Below are 16,202 nucleotides of genomic sequence, written 5' to 3'. Positions count from 1 at the left end.
CTGGTGAAAACCTTCCACGATTGGACCGACCATCAGTATCCGGACGGGACGGTGGTGTGGACGGCCCCGACTGGGCATACCTATGTGACCAGGCCCGAAGGGGCGTATTGGTTCCCGCAGCTGGGCGCGGCCACGGGTGTGGTCTCGGTTCCTGACACCGCGGCGCCGAGTCGGTGGCGGGGACGGGCCATGCCGACCCGCAGCCGGACCCGGGTGCAGGAACGCTCAGCGAAAATCCTGGCCGAACGCCACGCGAACCAGGAACGCCTCGACGAACAACGCCAACAGGAACAACTCGCCGCAGCCAGCGACGAACCGCCGCCGTTCTGATCGGTGGTTAGGCGGCTTCCTTACCCGTCGTGCGTGAATGATGGTTGGAGTCGCGGGATTTCTTCGGCCGGTTGTCGGACTTTGATTGGTCCTTCGGAGTCTGCCCGGTCCCCTCTGTGGGGGATGTGGAAGAGCGGTCGAGAGTTGGTGTGCTGGCGATGGTTTGGCGTTTCGGCTGGGGAGCTGGCTTCTTGGTTGGAGGTGTCGCCGGCGTCGCGGCCGCGGCCACCGGCGCCTTCTGGGCTACAGGGGTCTTCGCGGCGGCGACCGGACTCAGCTCCGTACGCACGTCGTTGACGAAATTATTGATGCCTTGGTTGATCGCGCCGGGTATCGCTTGGAGCGCCGAGATGATGCGCGGCAGTGGCGTGAACAACGAAAATGGCCGCAGGGCAGCGGGATTGGCATTCGTGCGGTCGGTGTAGGCCATGTCGATCATCACCCGCAACAGCGGCTCCACGGCGTCCAGGACCGGCTTGACGAGCGGAGTCAACCCGATTGCAGCCGCCCCGGCCCGCACGGGCGCCAACAGTGGAAGGTCGTTGTTGGGGACGAAAATGTAGGTGTCGGTGCCCCCGGCGCTGTTGGTCACGACTTTGGTGATCGCGGGAGTCGTGCCGGGATCGATCGCGTTGTAGTAGACGTCCGGATGGGCATACCAGACGCCGGCCAGACTGTTGGCCAGTGCGAGCGGGTTGAAGTACGCGGGGAAGTCGGCGTACGGATCGTATTCATTGACCACGTAGGTGGTGTTGTACGCGGACGCGCGGGCCGGCCCCATGTTGTTGACGATGAAAGGCACACTGATGCCGGGGAATCGTTCGAAGATGCCGCCGTTGCCCGCGAACGGCGAGGCGATCATCACGAACGACAGGTCCGACGGTGCGGGCCCGGTATTGTTGTTCAGCAGTTGACGTTTCGCGGCCTCGGCGCCGAGTGTGCCTTCCGAATAGCCGGCGACGATCAGCTGCTGACCGGACATGGTCGTCACCGCTTGGTAGACCAGTGGCGCGGAAACCGCAGTGCTTTTGGACAGCTGGATCGTCGCCGGGTACTGAATGGGATCGTAGGTATACCCGGGCGGGACGACTGTGCCATCGAGCTTGGCGGGGACGTTGGCTGACGTGGGGTCGAGGCGGCCGCCGATGCCGATCACGGTGTTGGCCAGCCCGACCATGAGGCTGGTGGTGGCATTGGTAGCGTGCCCGACCACGAGCGCGGCCGTCAGTGCCAGGAGAGCGAAAACCCTTGACGCACTGCGGGTTACTGAACTGTACGACTGCGACATACGTACCCCCGGATATGCGCCGCACGGGTTAATTGACCCGGACGCTACTCCCGATAGGGGCCCCGCACACAGGAATTGGCAAGGTTTGCCTCGGTGAATGGGCGACGCTCTGATTGCAACGCCGCCCATTCACTCCGGCGAAGCCCTAGGGGCAGGTGACCTCCATCTCGAACGGCTTGTTGCTCGGTGCCGTCGGGTTGGACATGTCGACCGCCGTGATCGTGCCGCTGATCTTGTAGGTCTTGCCGTCCTTGGTGGCCTTCGCGTCGTTACCCGGAACGCCCGGTGCGTAGGCCAGCGCCTGCCCACCGACACTGCCGAGCCCGACAGCCTTGACCTCTGGCGGGTCGGCGTCGGTCAGGGTGGCGCCCAGGCCGCCGGTCCCGTTGCCGATGGCGATCACCACGTTGCCGCCGGCCGTCGTGCAGCCGATCGAGCCGGAGACGTCCTGCGCCTTGCCGTCGACCGTGACCTTGGCGGTGCCGGTGCCAGCTGTGGAGCCGCCCCCGCCGGGCGCCGTGGCCGAAGCCGTCGCAGTGGCCGACGATCCCCCCGATGACTCCTTCTTATCCGAACAGCCGGACAGCCCGGCGATCAGAACGGTCGCGCCTACGGCGGTGACCACCAAACCACGTTTCATAGCTGTGCTCCTTAGCTGGTGCGATCCCGTCAGACTGGCGGGTCATCGCTTTGCAGTATGCGGTGCTGGTCACCGGCATTAAGTGAATTGACAGAAAAAATATATGGACAACGAAGTGTGTTCATGGCTGTGCCATCCGCGCAGGCCAGCGCGGCTGGACGAATTTTCGGTTGATTGAATACACCGGTGAATGCACCAGCCCCGAAGTTCTTTGACGTCACGGCGGAACTGTCCGGCCGCCGAGGTCGGGTCGGGACCATCCACACCCCGCACGGCGATATCCAGACGCCGGCATTCATCGCCGTGGGCACTCAGGCGACGGTCAAGGCGGTGCTGCCGGAGACCATGAAAGAGCTTGGGGCGCAGGCTGTTCTGTCCAACGCCTATCACCTGTACCTGCGGCCGGGTCCGGATATCGTGGACGAGGCCGGTGGCGTCGGCGCATTCATGAACTGGCCCGGTCCGACCTTCACCGACAGTGGTGGATTCCAGGTGATGTCGCTGGGGGTCGGTTTCAAGAAGGTGCTGGCCATGGACACGGCCCGTTTGCAGGCAGACGACATCATTGCCGAGGGCAAGGAGCGCCTGGCGCATGTCGACGAGGACGGGGTGACGTTTCGCTCGCACCTGGACGGCGCCCGGCACCGCTTCACCCCGGAGGTCTCGATCGGTATTCAGCATCAACTCGGCGCCGACATCATCTTCGCATTCGATGAGTTGACGACATTGGTCAATACCCGTGGCTACCAAGAGCTTTCGGTGGAACGCACCCACCGTTGGGCGGTGCGCTGTCTGGCCGAGCACCGCCGGCTCACCCGAGAGCGAGCGGGCAAGCCGGCGCAGGCGTTGTTCGGGGTGGTGCAGGGCGCCCAGTACGAAGATCTGCGCCGACAGGCCACCCGGGGGCTGGTCGGCATCGTCGACGAGGATGGCCACGGATTCGACGGGTACGGCATCGGCGGGGCCCTGGAGAAACAGAACCTCGCGACCATCGTGGGCTGGGTCACCGATGAACTGCCTGCGGACAAGCCCCGTCACCTGCTCGGCATCAGTGAGCCAGACGACCTCTTCGCCGCGATCGAGGCCGGTGCGGACACCTTCGACTGCGTTTCGCCGTCCCGGGTGGCGCGCAATGCGGCGATGTATTCGGCGACCGGGCGGTTCAACATCACCAACGCCCGGTACAAACGGGACTTCACCCCGGTCGATGCTGAATGCGACTGCTATACCTGCGCCAATTACACCCGCGCGTATCTGCATCACCTGTTCCGGGCGAAGGAAGCGCTGGCCGCGACCTTGGGCACCATTCACAACGAGCGGTTCATCATCCGGCTGGTCGACCAGATCCGGGCGGCGATCGTCGCCGGGGAATTCGACGAACTCCGCGAGCATGTACTGGGCCGGTACTACGGCGGCAAATAGGGAGCGACCTGCGACGTCTCGCCCGCGTGCACAATGGCTTGATGACCAGTGTGACCGATACGCAGACACTGCTGCTGGGCCTGATGGATCCGGCGAACCGGTCAGATCCCTACCCGCTCTATGCACAGCTTCGGCAGGCCGGACCGTTGGTGTTGCCGGAGATGAACCTGGCGGTGTTCGCCGGCTACGACGAGTGCGATGCGGTGTTGCGCAGTCCGCATTCGGCCAACGACCGGATGAAATCGACCGCGGTACAACGACAGATCGAAGAGGGACAGGCCCAATACCGGCCGCTCGGTGAACCGGGCTTTCTGTTCCTCGATCCGCCCGACCACACCCGCCTGCGGATGCTCGCACAGAAAGCGTTCGCGCCCAAGGTGATCAAGGCACTCGAGTCGGACATCGTGACGATGGTCGACGAGTTGCTCGATCGGGTATCGGGTTCGATGGAGGTGGTGACGGATCTGGCCTATCCACTGCCGGTGGCGGTGATCTGCCGACTGCTGGGGGTACCGATCGAGGACGAGCCGCAGTTCGGCCGGGCGTCGGCGTTGTTGGCGCAGGCGCTCGATCCGTTCGTCGCGTTCACCGGTGAGATGTCGGCGGATGCGGACATTCGCATGGAAGCCGGGCGGTGGCTGCGGGGATACCTGCGGGACCTGATCGAGCGGCGCCGCAGCTCACCCGGTGAGGACCTGATCTCGGCGCTGATCGAAGCCGAGGAGGATGGCGATCAGCTGACGTCGGAAGAGATCGTCGCCACCTGCAACCTGCTGCTGATCGCCGGTCATGAGACCACGGTGAACTTGATCGCGAACGCGGTGCATTTGATGCTGCAGCATCGGCAGTACTGGTCGGCACTGTCCGCTGACGGCACCAAGGCGGCCGCGATCGTCGAGGAGACCTTGCGGTTCGACCCGCCGGTGCAGTTGACCAGCCGGGTCGCCACCGAGGACATGAGCGTCGGTGGGGTGACGGCGGCCAAGGGCGACATCATGATGCTGCTTCTGGCTGCCGCGCAACGTGATTCGCGGGTCTTCGAACGGCCTGACGTATTCGATCCGGATCGCGGCACGATCAAGCACCTGGCGTTCGGCAAAGGCCCGCATTTCTGCCTGGGTGCTCCGTTGGCCCGGCTCGAAGCGGCGGCCGCGCTCGCGGCCATGGCGAAGAGATTCCCGGACGCGCGACTGGATGGCGAAGCGGTGTACAAGCCGAATGTGACGCTGCGCGGTCTGGCGTCGCTGCCGGTCTCGCTCTAAGGGCGGTACACCCACGGCTCGCGCGGCAGACGCGCCGGATCGAACTGCGCCACCATCCCGTCCACGGTGGATTCGGTGTACCCGAGTGACTCCGCGATCCGGGACATGGCGGTCTCGATGCCGACCTCCGATAGCGTCACCGCGCCGTCCCGTTTGGCCAGCCGTTTGCCTTCGGCATTGAGCGCCAACGGGACGTGTGCGTAGGTGGGTTGCGGATAGCCAAGCAGCGCAGCCAGATACGCCTGCCGCGGAGATGACGGCAGCAGGTCATCGCCGCGTACCACCTGATCGATGCCCTGTACGGCGTCGTCCACCACCACCGCGAGGTTGTAGGCCGGCACCCCGTCGCCGCGGCGCAGCACGAAATCGTCGACGACGCCGGTGTATCGGCCGTGCAGCACATCGGTGACGGTGTATTGCGCTGTGTCCGAACGCAATCGCAACGCCGGGGGCCTGGTCTGTCGGGCGCGCTCGTCGCGGGTGAGGTCGCGGCAGGTACCGGGGTAGGCGCCCTCGGGTGCGTGCGGCGCCCGTGGGGCCTGCAGGATGTCCTTTCTGCTGCAATAACATTCGAAGGTCAGGCCGCGCTCGGTCAGGTTATCGATGATGGCGCGGTAGCGATCTTCGTGCGCGGTCTGGTACTCAGGGGTTTCATCCCAGGTGAGTCCTACCGCCGCCAGGTCTGCCAGTTGTCGGGCGGCGACCTCGGGGTGCGTCCGGTCGTCCAAGTCCTCGACGCGCACCAGGAAACGCCGGTCCGATGCCCGGGCGAACAGCCAGGCCAGCACCGCAGTACGCACGTTTCCGATGTGCAGGTCGGCGGACGGGCTCGGGGCGAACCGGCCGGCTGGGTGCAGTGCCACGACCGCAATCTAACGCGCCGGGCGATGACATTGGCCATGCGCGAGGGTCTACGTGAGTATGGAGAACGTGGACCTACCCCTGCAGCCGCCGATAGATCCGATGCTGGCCAAGGCGGCGACCAAGGTGCCAGAAGGGCCATGGTCCTACGAGCCCAAGTGGGACGGCTTCCGTGCCCTGGTGTTTCGCGATGGCGACGAGGTGATCATCCAGTCCCGCAACGGCAAGGAACTAGGGCGGTACTTTCCGGAGCTGCTCGAGGCGCTGCGTGAGGAGATCGCACCGAAGTGTGTGCTCGACGGTGAGGTGGTGGTGCCACGCGAGATGGACGGCCGCATCCGGCTGGACTGGGAGTCGTTGAGCCAGCGCATCCATCCGGCGGCCAGTCGGGTGCAGATGCTCGCGGCGCAGACCCCTGCGCACTTCATCGGATTCGACGCCCTGGCCGACTCGGGTCGGAGCCTGCTCGCCGAACCGTTCCGGCTCCGCCGGGCCGCGCTGCAGGAACTGGTGAACCCGAAGCAGTGGTGCCATGTCACTCGGGCCACCGATGATGCGGCGCAGGGAACCCATTGGCTGACCACATTCGAGGGCGCCGGCCTGGACGGGGTGATAGCCAAGCGGCTGGACGGCCCCTACCTGCCCGGCAAGCGAGAAATGGTCAAGGTCAAGCATGCCCGCGACGTCGACTGCGTGGCCATCGGTTATCGCATCCACAAGAGCGGTGCCGGCCTGGGCTCGATCCTGTTGGGTCTGTACCGCGACGGAATGCTCCAAATGGTCGGTGGTGCCGTGTCATTCACGGTCAAGGAGAGGTTGGAATTGTTGGCAGAGTTGGAGCCGCTGCGCACCGGCGATGCACGGGACGGCGAGGCCAGCAGGTGGAATTCTGCGGCCGACAAGACCTGGATCCCGATCCGTCCGGAGAAGGTGTGCGAGGTGGCCTACGACCAGATGGAAGGAAACCGGTTCCGGCACACGGTGAAATTCCGCCGCTGGCGACCCGACAGGGATCCGGACAGCTGCACTTTCGACCAACTCGACGTGCCGCTGAACTACGACCTGTACGACGTGCTGGAGACGAGCAGTCCAGGCGAGCGAAGCGACGGGAAAGAATAAACAATGGCAAGCGCCGCATCTGAACTCGACGTCGACGGCGTCAAGGTTCGGCTGACCAGTCCGGACAAGGTGTATTTCCCAGCGTTGGGGAGCAAGGGCACCAAGGGCACGATGGTCGACTACTACCTCTCTGTTTGCCTGGGCGAGCAGTCGTGGGGACCGATGGTCAAGCTGCTGCGGGACCGGCCCACCCATCTGCAGCGCTTCCCGGATGGCATCGCCGGCGAGGAGATCTACCAAAAGCGGGTTCCGGCGAAGCATCCCGACTATCTGCAGACCTGTGTGGTGACTTTTCCGTCGGGGCGTACCGCCGACGCACTCAAGGTGACGCACCCGTCGTCGATCATTTGGGCGGCGCAGATGGGCACCATCACGTTGCACCCCTGGCAGGTCCGCTGCCCGGACACCGAGCATCCAGACGAACTGCGCATCGACCTGGACCCGCAGCCGGGTACCGGATTCGAGCAGGCCCGGGAGATTGCCACCGGTGTACTCAAGCCGGTGCTCGACGAGTTGGGGCTGACCGGGTACCCGAAGACATCCGGCGGGCGCGGCGTCCATGTGTTCGTACGGATCAAGCCGCAGTGGGATTTCATCGCTGTGCGCCGGGCCGGTATCGCGCTGGCGCGTGAGGTGGAGCGCAGGGTGCCGGATGCGGTCACCACCAAGTGGTGGAAGGAAGAACGCGGCGCCCGGCTGTTCATCGACTACAACCAGAACGCCCGTGACCGGACCTTCGCGTCGGCCTACTCGGTGCGCAAGACCCCGATAGCTACCGTGTCGACCCCGCTGACCTGGGACGAGCTGGCCACCGCGGATCCCGATGACTACACCATGGCGACGGTGCCGGAGCTGCTCAAGCGGCGGCCGGACCCGTGGGCCGGCATCGATGATGTCGCGCATTCGCTGGATGGATTGCTGGAGTGGGTCGCCGCGGACGAGGAGCGCGGCTTGGCCGACCTGCCGTATCCGCCGAACTATCCCAAGATGCCGGGGGAGCCCAAGCGGGTGCAGCCGAGCAAGGATCGGGACCTGAAGGACTAGCAGATTTTGTGGTTCCGCCCCGCTGCGATCGCGACCTGATGAAGAATTGACGCTTCCGTAGGTCAGGTTGGCCTGGTTGATGCATTGGGTGACGCAGGGGTAGTGCCGTGGGTATTCGTGACGACGGCGGAGTTGTCTGTCCTGATGCCCATGTGGCTGCCCTGACCGAATCGGCGGCGTGGCGATATCAGGCGCTGGTCGACCAGGTATCCGACGCGATCATCGGCACCTCTGTCGAGGGCATCGTCACCGCGTGGAACCCGGCTGCGGAGGCGATCTACCGCCGACCCGCGCATCTGACGCTCGGACTGCCCATCGGCGAAGTCGTCGGAGCAGAGCTGGATCCGGCCGGCATCATCGCCGGCGGTGGCACCGAGCGAGCCACGCATTACACGGGGGACGGCGTGGCCCTCACGATTCGGGTCAGGGCGTCGGTCTTGGAGCCAGGTTATGTGTTGGTCTGCTCGGACCACACAGCGTTGCGCCGGGCGGAAAAGCACTTTCAGACCGTGGTCAACTCGTTGAACCGTGGTGTGGTGGTGATCGGCATGGACGGCTCCATCGCTTCGGCGAACCCCGCCGCTGCCCGCATTCTCGACCTCGACCCGATCCGCGACGTCAGCGACTACGTGGCGTTGGCGCGGCGATTCCAGCTCTATGGCCTCGACGGGCAGAAGCTGGACCAGCGCCACATTCCCGCGGTCATCACGCAGCACACCGGCCGGCCGGTCAACGGGCGCGTGGTCGGGCTGGACCGTAGTGATGGGCAGCGGATGTGGATCTCGGTGAGTACCTGCTTGCTTGATCCCGAGAACCCGGACCAATCCGGAATCCTGTTGTCGTTCACCGATATCACCGCCGAGTACATGGTCACTCAGCAGTTGCGCCACGATGCGGAGCACGATCCGCTGACCGGACTCTTCAACCGTGCGTCGGCGATGCGGCGGATCGCTGAAGCACTGGGGCCCTCGGGTAGACCGCCACTGGCCGCAGTGATGTTCGTCGATCTCGATCAGCTCAAGACCGTCAACGATTCCCTGGGGCACCATGCCGGCGACGAATTGCTCAGAACATGTGCCTACCGGCTCGACAAGGTGTTGCGGTCCGGTGACGTGCTGGCGCGGGTGGGCGGCGATGAGTTCGTCGCCGTCATCACTGCGCCGGCAGCGAGGGAGGATCTGATGGATATCGCGGACCGGTTGCACGATGCGCTGGCGGAGCCGATTTCCATCGACGGCGTCGATATCGCGGCCAGCGTAAGCATCGGTATCACCATGCTGGAGGGAATCGAAAGGCGTTCGGTGTCAACCATTCTCAGGCACGCCGACGCCGCGATGTATCAGGCGAAGGCGAACGGGCGCGCTCAGACCCGATTCTGGAGGACCTGACCGGGGGCTACGGCAGCGTCACGATGTCGGCCATTTCCCAGGAGACCCCGGGGGCCGGCTCACGATCGCTCTGGAAACAGCCGATAGCGCCGACCATGCCGGCTTCGACCAGGCCGACGACCACGATCGGCCACAACGCACCGGCCAGCAGACTGGTCAGTACGGTGCTGTCGGGACGATCGGCGACACGCGCAATCCGTCGTGCGATCAGGTACGTGACCACTGCCGTGATAGCCCACGCTGCGGCGTATGCCGCCACATAGGTACTGACCATCAGTCACTCCCTGGGCGGCACGAATCGAGTCCCCGCGATACGATTCAGTCCGCCGATATATTCACTCGGCCCAATCTAACCCGCATTGCGGCGGTCGCCAAGGTCTTCGTCCCGGTATCTAGGACGCGGGTACGACGCCGTGCGGCAGGATCATCGGCAGATCGGTGTACGTGACGATGCCCGGTGCCGCCCCGACCACCGCCGGAATGGCATTGATCACCGGCATCGCCGTCATGATGTGGCCGAGCACCATGAACTCCTCGAGCGTGGTGGCCTCGAAGTCTGGCGGCGGCAGGAAGCCGACTTTCATGGTGACCGTGGGCCGGCCGGCCACCTCGATGACCCAGCCGTCCTGATCGATCTGCCAATCCGGTTCCAGGGTCTGCCCCTTGCGCCAGCGCAATGTCAGCTCGACGCGGGTGACCCCGCCGATGATGCCCTTCCAGCTGACGAACACGCCGGCGACCCCACCGGCTGGGATCGTCCACGAACCCAGGTCCAGGTCGGCAGTGGTCTTGGCATACTCGGCGTCGCAGCGCACCTCGTCGAACTCGATGCCCAGGGCGTCGCCGATCATCCGGACCGCCTCGCCGAAGACCCCGGTGCCGTGTGCGGTCATCGCCTGCAGACCGGCGTGGTCGATGGGTTGGCCGAATCCGACCGGCTTCTCCGTTTCGGGGGAGTCGTAGAACGTGGTGTCGGCGGCCTCGTTCACCGTCACCTTGTCGACCCGGTCGCAGATGCCGGCCGCGACGATGGCCAGCTGGTTCACGTATCCGGGGCTGATGCCCGAGCCGAACATCGTCGAACCACCCTGTGCGCAGGCCGCAGCGATGCGGTCTCGGCCTGCACCTTGGTTGTGCCCGGTGATGAACGACGCGGTGGCCACCACATTGACCCCGGCCGACAAGATCCGCACCAGCTCGTCGACGTCGATCCACATCGGGTTGTAGACCACGCAGTCGGGCTTGAGCGCGAGCAATGCGTCGACGTCGTCGGTGGCGGCGACGCCGAGCGGCTCGATGCCCGCCAGCTCGCCGACATCCTTGCCCGCTTTGTCCGCCGACCAGGCGTAGCAGCCGATCAGTTCGAGGTTCGGGTTGGTCGCGATGGCGGCCACTGAGCTCTTGCCGACGTTTCCGGTCGTCCATTGCACGACCCGATAAGGCGCATTGTTGTGCACTCGCTCAGCATAGGGCCGTGGCCCTGGCCGCTGCGTCGTTTTGCACTCAGGACGTCAGTGCAGCCTTGCCGGTGCGCTGCTGGCCGGTGCGGTCGATCCAGAACACAACCACCGAATCGCCGGGGTAGTGCCGGTCCAGCACCGAGGTCAGCGCGGTAGCCGAATTCACGGATACGCCATCGACGCTGACCAGGACGTCGCCGGGGACCATGCCGGCCTGCTGCGCTGGGCCGCCGTCGACCACTTCGTGAATGAGTACACCGGGCAGCTGGGCATGCTGGTCGGCATTGGTGACGCCGACACCGAGCAGCGTCGGCTGTCCGACGTGCACTTCGTCCGACGGGGTGCGGGTCCGGATCTGTCCGGCGATGGCCATCGCCTGGTTGATCGGGATGGCGAAGCCCTCACCTCCCGGACCCATCTTGTAGTTGAGCGTGGCCGCCGTGGTCATGCCGACCACCTGGCCCGAGTTGGCGACCACCGGGCCGCCGGAGTCGCCGGCCCGAACCGGAGCGGCGAATTGAATCAGTCCGGTGACCTGTTCCGAGCTGCCGGTGAGTGAGTCCTGCGCGTTGATGGACCGCCCCATGCCGACCACCGGGCCGGCTTCGCGGGTCAACATCTTGCCGGTGCCGTCGGCGTTGCCGAGCGCGACCACCTGATCGCCCTGATTCAACTGCGCGGCATCGCCGATCGGCGCGGAAGGAAGTCCGGCTGCACCGCGCAACTGCAGTACGGCGACGTCGTGGTGGCGGTCATAGCCGACCAGGTCGGCCGGGAACTGGCGGCCCGCGATGGTCGCGACGATGGTGTCCGCGCTCTGCACCACGTGGAAGTTGGTCAGCACGACGCCGTTCGGATCGAGCACGATGCCAGTGCCCGCACCGATGGCGTGCTGGTAGTGGATGACGGTGTCGATGCGCGCGGTCGCGGGCTCGACCACGGCGATCGCCTGGGCGAGGTCAGCATGTGCCGGCGCGGAGAATGCAATGGCGGCCGCGAGCGCGGCGGCGCCCAGTCGACTGCCGAGGCCAAACCCACTCATGTGCTGCCTTCCGGACCGCGGCATCGCTGCCAGTTCAGTCCTTTTCTTGCGAAGCGCCACCGGAGCGGCCGAACAGGCCGGAGCCCTTGCCTGCGCGACGGTTGCGCAGCTTGCCACCTGCGGCCGGGTCTTCGGTCTCGGTGGTCTCTTCGGTGTCCGTCGACGCGGCGCCCTCGGACTCGGCTTCGGTGCCGGCTTCCGATTCTGCCGTGTCGGACTCTTCTTCGCTGGCTTCGTCGGTCGCTTCCGACGCGGGCTCGATCGGCTCAGGAGCTGCCCCGGCCGCCTTCTTGGCTTTGATCGGCTTGGGCGGAGGCGGCGGGAGTTCGGCAAGGAACGCCAGGTAGAAGGTCAGGGCGGCGAGCAGGGTCACGCCCGCGGCAGCGCCGTAAATACCGAACAACCACACGCCGGCCTTGTCCAGGGTCAGCCAGATCTCGCTGATCGCGGTGCCCAGGATGAGCACGCCGCCCAGGATGTGCAGGGCGATCGAGGCGACGCGAAGCGAGAGGGCGAGCTGCGGCGTGGCGTACTCGGGCTTGCGGGTGCGCTGCAGCGTCAGCAGGACCGGCAGTGCGGACAGTGCGACCAGCACGCCGCAGAGGATGCGCAGCGCGGTGCCGAGGGTGTGCGACGTGGTGCCGGCGAGCTCGTACCAACGCGGGAGCACAAAAAAGAAGTAGAGAACCGCGGAGGCGACGAGAAACGATGCGTGCCAAGTAATCGCCACCGAGCGCCGCATAGTCCTCCTTGAGTAGTGATCCGGGGTGCGACCTGGCTGTTTGAGCCGGTCGCACCCCGGACCGAGTGCGGAGGATAGGGGATTTGAACCCCTGAGGGCTGTTAACCCAACCCGCGTTCCAGGCGAGCGCCATAGGCCACTAGGCGAATCCTCCGTCGGCAATCGTAACCGACCGCCTGCAGGACGCCCCAACGGCGGCCGTCGGCGGGGGTACTACACTCACTTTCGGATCCCGCGCGGCGTCCATCCTGTGAACTCCCCCAGGGCCGGAAGGCAGCAAGGGTCAATGGGCTCTGGCGGGTGCGCGGGGTCCCCTAATCTTTGGCGGCACTCGATGCGAAAGGCGCGCCGTGTCGTTTCAATCCCTCGGCCGCGATGAAGTACAGGCCCGCCACGACGAGCAGCAGCGCAATTATGCCGAGCTGCAGGCCCGCAAGCTCAGTCTGGATCTGACCCGTGGCAAGCCGTCTTCGCAGCAACTCGACCTGTCGAACGCGATGCTGCATCTGCCCGGCGAGAACTATCGGGATGCCGATGGCACCGACACCCGAAACTACGGTGGCCTGCACGGTCTGCCGGAATTGCGGACCATCTTCAGCCAGCTGCTGGGTATCGGAGTGCCCAATCTGATCGCGGGCAACAACGCCAGCCTGGAGATGATGCACGACGTCGTCGTGTTCTCCCTGCTGCATGGCGGCGTCGATTCGCCCCGTCCGTGGGTGCAAGAGCCCGTGGTCAAGTTCCTCTGCCCGGCTCCCGGGTACGACCGGCACTTCGCGATCACCGAGAGTTTCGGCATCGAGATGATCGCCGTTCCGATGCGTGAGGACGGCCCGGACGTCGACCTGATCGAGGAGTTGGTCGCGGCCGACCCGACCATCAAGGGCATGTGGTGCGTGCCGGTGTTCGGCAACCCGACGGGCGTGACGTACTCCTGGGAGAACACCCGACGTCTGGTCCAAATGCAAACGGCGGCAAAAGATTTCCGACTGTTTTGGGACAACGCGTACGCCGTCCATACGCTGACCCACGATTTCCCGTCGAACATCGACATCGTCGGACTGGCGGCGACGGCGGGCAATCCGAACCGGCCCTACGTGTTCGCGTCGACCTCCAAGATCACTTTCGCCGGGGCCGGGGTGAGCTTCTTCGGCGGTTCGCTGGGGAACATCGCGTGGTACCTGCAGCACGCAGGCAAGAAGACCATCGGACCGGACAAGATCAACCAGCTGCGGCACGCCCGGTTCTTCGGGGACGCCGACGGGGTGCGGTTGCACATGCAGCGTCATCAAGAGCTGCTGGCGCCGAAGTTCGCCGCCGTGCTGGAGATTCTCGAGGACCGGTTGGGCGAGTCGAAGATCGCGTCCTGGACCGATCCCAAGGGCGGGTACTTCGTCAGCCTCGACGTGTGGCCGGGCACGGCTCGGCGCACGGTGGCGCTGGCCAAGGACGCCGGCATCGCGGTGACCGAGGCCGGTGCGTCGTTCCCGTACCGAAAAGATCCGGAGGACAAGAACATCCGGATCGCGCCGACCTTCCCGTCGCTGCCGGATCTGCGGGTGGCCATCGACGGTCTGGCGACCTGCGCGCTACTGGCGGCCACCGAGGAACTGCTGAAGGGCTAGCCCACCCGCGGGATGCGATGAGTCGGACCCGCTCGGTAGCCTTCTCCCGTGGCCCTCTACCGCAAGTACCGACCGGCAAGTTTCGCTGAGGTAGTCGGGCAGGAGCATGTGACCGGGCCGTTGTCGACGGCGCTGGAATCGGGCCGGATCAACCACGCTTACCTGTTCTCCGGGCCGCGGGGCTGCGGAAAGACATCCTCGGCGCGGATCCTGGCCCGCTCGCTGAACTGTGAACAGGGGCCGACGGCGACCCCGTGCGGTGTGTGCCACTCGTGCGTGGCCCTGGCGCCCAACGGGCCCGGCAACCTGGATGTCACCGAACTCGACGCGGCCAGCCATGGTGGTGTCGACGACACCCGCGAATTGCGCGACCGCGCGTTCTACGCACCGGCCGAGTCGCGGTACCGCATCTTCATCATCGACGAAGCGCACATGGTGACCAATGCGGGCTTCAATGCGCTGTTGAAGATCGTCGAAGAGCCGCCGGAGCATTTGATCTTCGTCTTCGCCACCACCGAACCGGAGAAGGTGTTGCCGACCATTCGGTCGCGCACCCACCACTACCCGTTCCGACTGCTGGCCCCCAAGACCATGCGCAGCCTGCTGGAGAAGATCTGTACCCAGGAGAACGTCAGCGTCGACGATGCGGTGTACCCGTTGGTGATTCGCGCCGGCGGCGGTTCGCCCCGCGACACGTTGTCGGTGCTCGACCAGTTGTTGGCCGGCGCCGAGGACGACCACATCGTCTACCAGCGCGCGCTGTCGCTGCTGGGTGCCACCGACCTGGCGTTGATCGACACCGCCATCGATGCGTTGGCGGCAGGCGACGGGGCGGCATTGTTCGGGGCGGTCGAATCGGTGATGGATGCCGGGCATGATCCGCGTCGGTTCGCCACTGATCTGCTGGAGCGCTTCCGGGATTTGATTGTGCTGCAAGTGGTTCCGGATGCCGCGACCCGCGGCGTGGTCGATGCTCCCGACGACGTCATGGATCGGATGCGTGAGCAGGCCGCGCAGATCGGAACGGCCACCCTGACCCGGTACGCCGAGGTGGTGCACGCCGGGCTGGGGGAGATGCGTGGCGCGACGGCTCCGCGGCTGCTTCTGGAGGTCGTGTGCGCGCGGCTGCTGTTGCCGTCGGCCAGCGATACCGAAGCCGCTCTGTTGCACCGGGTCGAGCGTCTCGAAACCCGGATGAACGTGTCCATCCCGGCTTCCGAAGGCGGTGTGGCAGCAGAGCCGGCTCCGGTCCTGGTGAACAAGCAATTCACCAGGAGAAGCCTGTCCCCGCAACAAGTTTCGGAGGAACCGGCCCCTGAGCCAGTCCCGGCCCCGGCGCCGCCCGTGGAGCCTGTCGCGCCGCCCGCCGCGCGGCCGGAGCCGGTGGCACCGCCTGTCGCGCGGCCTGTCGCGCGGCCGGAGCCGGTCGCACCACCTGAGCCTGTGGCCCCGCCTCAGCCGGAGCCGGTCGCTGCGTCACCCGCGCCGAGTGCGCCGGCCGGCGGGCAGCCCGATGCGGCCGCGGTGCGCGCCATGTGGGGCACGGTGCGCGAAAAGGTCAGGGCGCGTAGCCGTTCGCTCGAGGCGATGCTGATGGAAGCCACCGTCCGCGCGGTCGAGAGTGACACGCTGCTGCTCGCGCATCCGTCGGCGCCGCTGGCCAAGCGACTCAGCGAGCAGCACAACACCGATGTCATCCGAGAGGCGCTCAAGGATGCGCTCGGGGTCAACTGGCGAGTGCGGTGTGATCCGGGTGCCGCGCCGGCGGGGGCAGCGCCGGCCCCGGCACGCTCGGCGAACCCGGCCGAACAGCAGATCGCCGAGGAACAACGGGTCGCAGCCGAGCGCGCCGAAGAAGAGGACATGCTGGCCGAGGCGGCGCATGACGAGGGCCGGAACGTCCCGCGTCGCGATCCCGAAGAGGTCGCCCTGGAGCTGCTCAAAACCGAGCTGGGCGCCCGGCCGATCGGCGAATAGTC

14 protein-coding genes, 1 tRNA gene, 1 other RNA gene and 1 pseudogene are annotated in these 16,202 nt (G+C 65.9%); 9 read left to right on the top strand and 8 right to left on the bottom strand.

Features of this window, described 5'->3' with window-relative positions; genetic code table 11:
- Positions 1–330: pseudogene (locus ABIA30_RS12180) on the top strand (HNH endonuclease); the annotation flags it as partial.
- A gap of 7 nt (positions 331–337) precedes the next feature.
- Here ABIA30_RS12180 and ABIA30_RS12175 read toward each other — a convergent pair.
- Both ABIA30_RS12175 and ABIA30_RS12170 read right to left on the bottom strand, forming a co-directional pair.
- Complete coding sequence (locus ABIA30_RS12175; protein ID WP_370065418.1) at positions 338–1,543, bottom strand: PE-PPE domain-containing protein; 1,206 nt, start codon at positions 1,541–1,543, stop codon at positions 338–340.
- Between the two features lie 220 nt (positions 1,544–1,763).
- Entirely contained in the window at positions 1,764–2,258 is a 495-nt protein-coding gene (locus ABIA30_RS12170; protein WP_370065416.1) for a lipoprotein LpqH, read from the bottom strand.
- 186 nt (positions 2,259–2,444) lie between these two features.
- On the opposite strand from ABIA30_RS12170, the gene tgt reads away from it, so the two are divergent.
- Both tgt and ABIA30_RS12160 read left to right on the top strand, forming a co-directional pair.
- Complete coding sequence (tgt, locus tag ABIA30_RS12165; RefSeq protein ID WP_370065414.1) at positions 2,445–3,680, top strand: tRNA guanosine(34) transglycosylase Tgt; 1,236 nt, start codon at positions 2,445–2,447, stop codon at positions 3,678–3,680.
- A gap of 41 nt (positions 3,681–3,721) precedes the next feature.
- On the top strand, positions 3,722–4,942 hold the full coding sequence (locus tag ABIA30_RS12160) for a cytochrome P450 (RefSeq protein WP_370065412.1): 1,221 nt from the start codon (positions 3,722–3,724) through the stop codon (positions 4,940–4,942).
- On the opposite strand, the gene gluQRS is transcribed toward ABIA30_RS12160, so the two are convergent.
- Positions 4,939–5,805: a tRNA glutamyl-Q(34) synthetase GluQRS gene (gluQRS, locus tag ABIA30_RS12155; protein ID WP_370065410.1), complete on the bottom strand. Its 867-nt coding sequence runs from the start codon at positions 5,803–5,805 to the stop codon at positions 4,939–4,941. The genes ABIA30_RS12160 and gluQRS overlap by 4 nt on opposite strands.
- Before the next feature lie 58 nt (positions 5,806–5,863).
- On the opposite strand from gluQRS, the gene ABIA30_RS12150 reads away from it, so the two are divergent.
- The 3 genes from ABIA30_RS12150 to ABIA30_RS12140 all read left to right on the top strand — a co-directional run bounded on the left by ABIA30_RS12150 (position 5,864) and on the right by ABIA30_RS12140 (position 9,354).
- Entirely contained in the window at positions 5,864–6,922 is a 1,059-nt protein-coding gene (locus ABIA30_RS12150; RefSeq protein ID WP_370065556.1) for an ATP-dependent DNA ligase, read from the top strand.
- A 3-nt stretch (positions 6,923–6,925) separates the two neighbouring features.
- Positions 6,926–7,966, top strand: a complete 1,041-nt coding sequence (locus ABIA30_RS12145; RefSeq protein WP_370065408.1) for a DNA polymerase domain-containing protein — start codon at positions 6,926–6,928, stop codon at positions 7,964–7,966.
- 107 nt (positions 7,967–8,073) lie between these two features.
- Positions 8,074–9,354 carry a diguanylate cyclase domain-containing protein gene (locus tag ABIA30_RS12140; protein ID WP_370065406.1) on the top strand — a complete coding sequence of 427 codons (1,281 nt, stop codon included), beginning with the start codon at positions 8,074–8,076 and terminating at the stop codon, positions 9,352–9,354.
- A gap of 7 nt (positions 9,355–9,361) precedes the next feature.
- Here ABIA30_RS12140 and ABIA30_RS12135 read toward each other — a convergent pair whose 3' ends face one another.
- The 5 genes from ABIA30_RS12135 to ABIA30_RS12115 form a co-directional block, all read right to left on the bottom strand.
- Entirely contained in the window at positions 9,362–9,628 is a 267-nt protein-coding gene (locus ABIA30_RS12135) for a hypothetical protein (RefSeq protein ID WP_370065404.1), read from the bottom strand.
- 118 nt (positions 9,629–9,746) lie between these two features.
- Positions 9,747–10,811, bottom strand: coding sequence for a dihydrodipicolinate reductase (locus ABIA30_RS12130; protein ID WP_370065402.1), 1,065 nt, complete (start codon positions 10,809–10,811; stop codon positions 9,747–9,749).
- 46 nt (positions 10,812–10,857) lie between these two features.
- The gene (locus tag ABIA30_RS12125) at positions 10,858–11,856 is read right to left on the bottom strand and encodes a S1C family serine protease (protein WP_370065400.1); all 999 of its coding nucleotides are present in this window, start codon (positions 11,854–11,856) and stop codon (positions 10,858–10,860) included.
- Between the two features lie 34 nt (positions 11,857–11,890).
- Positions 11,891–12,598, bottom strand: coding sequence for a hypothetical protein (locus ABIA30_RS12120; protein WP_370065398.1), 708 nt, complete (start codon positions 12,596–12,598; stop codon positions 11,891–11,893).
- Positions 12,599–12,666: 68 nt separating this feature from the next.
- Positions 12,667–12,752: transfer RNA gene (locus tag ABIA30_RS12115), tRNA-Ser, on the bottom strand.
- A 70-nt stretch (positions 12,753–12,822) separates the two neighbouring features.
- On the opposite strand from ABIA30_RS12115, the gene ffs reads away from it, so the two are divergent.
- From ffs to ABIA30_RS12100, 3 genes are all read left to right on the top strand, one after another.
- Positions 12,823–12,917, top strand: an RNA gene (gene ffs / locus ABIA30_RS12110) — signal recognition particle sRNA small type.
- Between the two features lie 31 nt (positions 12,918–12,948).
- Positions 12,949–14,223 carry an aminotransferase class I/II-fold pyridoxal phosphate-dependent enzyme gene (locus ABIA30_RS12105; protein ID WP_370065396.1) on the top strand — a complete coding sequence of 425 codons (1,275 nt, stop codon included), beginning with the start codon at positions 12,949–12,951 and terminating at the stop codon, positions 14,221–14,223.
- Positions 14,224–14,271: 48 nt separating this feature from the next.
- Positions 14,272–16,200 (top strand): DNA polymerase III subunits gamma/tau, encoded by a 1,929-nt coding sequence (locus tag ABIA30_RS12100; RefSeq protein ID WP_370065394.1) that lies wholly within the window; start codon positions 14,272–14,274, stop codon positions 16,198–16,200.
- Positions 16,201–16,202 lie beyond the last annotated feature (2 nt).

This window comes from Mycobacterium sp. MAA66, assembly GCF_041261665.1.
Taxonomy (GTDB): domain Bacteria; phylum Actinomycetota; class Actinomycetes; order Mycobacteriales; family Mycobacteriaceae; genus Mycobacterium.
The sequence above is the reverse complement of the archived record's forward strand: the minus strand, read 5'-3'. Positions and strand labels throughout refer to the sequence as shown.

Coding starts and splice junctions, on each gene's coding strand:
- ABIA30_RS12170 (WP_370065416.1), bottom strand. CDS start 2,258: ATGAAACGTGGTTTGGTGGTCACCGCCGTAGGCGCGACCGTTCTGATC.
- ABIA30_RS12160 (WP_370065412.1), top strand. CDS start 3,722: ATGACCAGTGTGACCGATACGCAGACACTGCTGCTGGGCCTGATGGAT.
- ABIA30_RS12150 (WP_370065556.1), top strand. CDS start 5,864: ATGGAGAACGTGGACCTACCCCTGCAGCCGCCGATAGATCCGATGCTG.
- ABIA30_RS12145 (WP_370065408.1), top strand. CDS start 6,926: ATGGCAAGCGCCGCATCTGAACTCGACGTCGACGGCGTCAAGGTTCGG.
- ABIA30_RS12135 (WP_370065404.1), bottom strand. CDS start 9,628: ATGGTCAGTACCTATGTGGCGGCATACGCCGCAGCGTGGGCTATCACG.
- ABIA30_RS12125 (WP_370065400.1), bottom strand. CDS start 11,856: ATGAGTGGGTTTGGCCTCGGCAGTCGACTGGGCGCCGCCGCGCTCGCG.
- ABIA30_RS12120 (WP_370065398.1), bottom strand. CDS start 12,598: ATGCGGCGCTCGGTGGCGATTACTTGGCACGCATCGTTTCTCGTCGCC.